The sequence below is a fragment of the Actinacidiphila sp. bgisy160 genome (assembly GCF_057707815.1).
In genome coordinates this window covers 1-3,092 of sequence record NZ_JBYIQW010000118.1, presented here as the reverse complement: position 1 = coordinate 3,092, position 3,092 = coordinate 1, and the positions used below count along the sequence as shown (strand labels likewise).

Annotated in this window: 2 protein-coding genes; both read left to right on the top strand. The window is 68.4% G+C overall.

Annotation, left to right across the window (positions count from 1 at the left end; genetic code table 11):
* Positions 1–429 precede the first annotated feature (429 nt).
* Entirely contained in the window at positions 430–1,551 is a 1,122-nt protein-coding gene (locus AC3EUJ_RS37015; RefSeq protein WP_431969370.1) for a LacI family DNA-binding transcriptional regulator, read from the top strand.
* A gap of 171 nt (positions 1,552–1,722) precedes the next feature.
* Complete coding sequence (locus tag AC3EUJ_RS37010; RefSeq protein WP_431969368.1) at positions 1,723–2,973, top strand: sugar ABC transporter substrate-binding protein; 1,251 nt, start codon at positions 1,723–1,725, stop codon at positions 2,971–2,973.
* Positions 2,974–3,092 lie beyond the last annotated feature (119 nt).

Here is a 3,092-nt window from a genome sequence, read left to right as displayed (position 1 = left end):
GAAGGCACACCAAGGTCAGCCCACCTCATCAGCAGTGACGCCCAGCGCAAGACCGGCCAGCAACCACGAGTACGCAGAAAAACAGCCTCAGAGAGAAAAACGATCAACCACTCAAAGTGCGCAACAGCCGTTCACAGCGATCCCCGGTAGTCAGCTCTTCTGGGTGGCGACAAGGAGAAGACACAACCCCAGCTCACACACCCCGAACGCCCCGCGCGAACAGCCAACCGGGCCTCTCAGCCAAACAGCAACACACCAGGTCAGCCGTCAGCCCGTACACCAACAAGCCCCCCTCCGAGCGTCACCCGCGGGGTTGGTCCCCGTATGTGGCGGCTTGCTCCCATGGCGGGTGTGCGCCTAATGTGAATGCGCTTTCAGTCAGTGTCGGCACCTCTGACAGCCGCACACGAGAAATCCGGGGTCCCCTCAGTGAGCACAGTCCCCACCGTCTACGACGTCGCCCACCGGGCGGGCGTCTCGATCGCCACCGTTTCGCGGGTCTACCGCAACCCGGACTCGGTGCGCGCGCAGACCCGTGAGCGAGTACTCGTGGTCGCCCGGGAACTCGGCTATGTGCCGAGCGGCAACGCCCGAGGGCTGGCCAGCCGCTCCACTGGGGTGCTCGGGCTGTGCTTCCCGGACTACTCAGATCCGGACGCCGCGATCGCGACGGGCGACGCCGAGGAGGACGTCGCCATGCTCTACTCCGACCAGATCATCCGCGGCATGGAGCGTGCCGCCCGGCGGCACGGCTTCGCGCTGCTGATCGCAGCCTCACTGCAGGGCGGTCCGGAGAGTCTGGTGGCAAAGGTGGCGGGTCGGGTCGACGGATTGGCCGTGCTGGCGAGAACCGTTCCGACCGAGGAGCTGGAGACGATCTTTCGGCGGCAGCCGGTGGTGATGATTGCCGGCCCTCGCGAGGGCGCGCAACTGGACCATCTTGACCACATCGAGGTCGCCAACCGCGACGGGCAGCGTGAACTCACCCGCCACCTCATAGAGGATCACGGCATGCGACGGCTGGCCTTCGTCGGAGGGGTGGACTCGCCTGATGCAGAGGCCCGGTTCCACGGCTTCCGGGACGCTTGCCGGGCGGCCGGTGTCCCTGTGGGCGCCGACCCCGATCTGCGGGTCGACCCCATGACCCAGGCCGAAGGTGGTCGCGCGGTCGAGGCACTGCTGGACCGCGGCGGTGAACTGCCGCAGGCGGTCCTCTTCGCGAACGACCAGATGGCGGTCGGGGCCTTGCACGCCCTGGAGCGCCGCGGCATCCGGGCGCCCGAGGACATGGCGGTGACCGGTTTCGACGGTATTCCCTTGAGCCGTATGGTGCGGCCCTCACTCACCACGGTGCGGCAGCCTATGGTACAGCTCGGGGAGGAGGCCGTGGAGCAATTGGTACGGCGCCTCAACGGCGGGAGGGACGAGGCCCCCCGGTCTGTTGTGCTGCCGGTCACCGTGGTGCGCCGGGCGAGTTGCGGGTGCGGCGGCACGCCGGCTGGAACCGCCGGACACGACATGCTGACGACGGTGTGCGGCCCCCCTGCGTAGTGGCCGTCCGCGTCGCGTCGAGCCATATCGGCCCGGACTGTGCATGTCGACCCCGTTACGGGAGTGTGACCAAGTCCCCTCTTGCATCACATCGGGCAGCTGGGTAAAGGTTCATGTATGCGCTTCCTGTAAGCGCATACATGAACCGAGTGCTCAAGGAGGAGCCCGCTCATGCAGCGAGCCGTCAGAAACTCAGCAGTCGCCCTCGTGCTGGCGACGACCGCCCTTGCCGCCACCGCCTGCGGCAGTTCCGGTGGCGGCAAGCAGGCCGCGGCTGACCAGAAGCAGACGCTGACCGTGTGGGGCATGGGCACCGAGGGCGAGAAGTTGGGCGAGGTCGCCAAGGAGTACGAGAGGGCGCACCCGAACATCACCGTCAAGGTGACCCCGGTCGGCTGGGACGTCGCCCACCAGAAGCTGGTCTCCGCAGCGGCCGCCGGGACGCTGCCGGACATCGCGCAGATGGGCGGCACCTACCTCGGCGAGTTCGCCGACCTCGGTGTCCTGGAGCCGGTCGACACCAAGGCCTTCAAGCAGGACGACTTCTTCAAGGCCGGCTGGGACCAGGGCGTGGCCGACGGCACCGCCTACGGCGTGCCCTGGTACGTCGACACCCGCGTCCTGTACTACCGCAAGGACCTCGCCGCGAAGGCCGGTATCACCCAGCCCCCGGCCACCTGGCAGGAACTGCAGGAGGACGCCGCGGCCCTCCAGAAGAAGGCCGGCTCGAAGTGGGGCATCTACCTGCAGTCGAGCGGCCTGGACACCGTCCAGAGCTTCTACCCGTTCCTGTACTCCGCGGGCGGCGCCATCGTCGACGACGACGGCAAGGCGGCCGTCAACACTCCCGCCGCTGTCAAGGCCTTCGACTACTACGGCAGCTTCTTCTCCAAGGGCCTGTCCCGCAAGAGCGTGGCGCCCGGCTACGACGTCACCAAGGACTTCAACACCGGCGTCGTGCCGATGTTCTTCTCCGGCCCCTGGCACATGGGCATCCTGCAGCAGCAGTACCCGCAGCTGAACGGCAAGTGGGCGGTGGCCCCCGTCCCGGCCGACCAGTCGTCCACCTCGATGGCGGGCGGCTCCAGCCTCGTCGTCTCCAAGGACAGCGAGCACAAGGCCGCTGCGCAGGAGTTCATCCGGTACCTGACCGGCGCCGAGGGGCAGGCCGAGTGGTACAAGCTCACCGCCGACCTTCCGGCCAACAAGGCCGCCTGGGACTCCGGTGACCTTGCCCAGAGCCCCGACCTGCAGGTCTTCCTCAAGCAGATGGAGACCGCCAAGGCCGCACCGACCCTGGCCAACCTGACGGAGATCACCTCCAAGGTCGACGACGCCCTCGGCTCGGTGGACCAGGGCAAGGCCTCGCCGAAGTCTGCCGCGGACAGCGCGCAGTCCCAGGTCGAGAACCTCCTGAAGTAGGACTCATGAGCACCACGACCGGATCGGCCGCGAGCGCGGCCCACAGGTCCGCCGGGCCGGGGAGCGACTCCCCGGCCGCCGGCCCCGGGGGGGGGGGGGGGGGGGGGGGGGGGGGGGGG

What these genes read in the sequence shown, in the direction of transcription:
- AC3EUJ_RS37010 (WP_431969368.1), top strand. Translation starts at nt 1,723, where the DNA reads ATGCAGCGAGCCGTCAGAAACTCAGCAGTCGCCCTCGTGCTGGCGACG.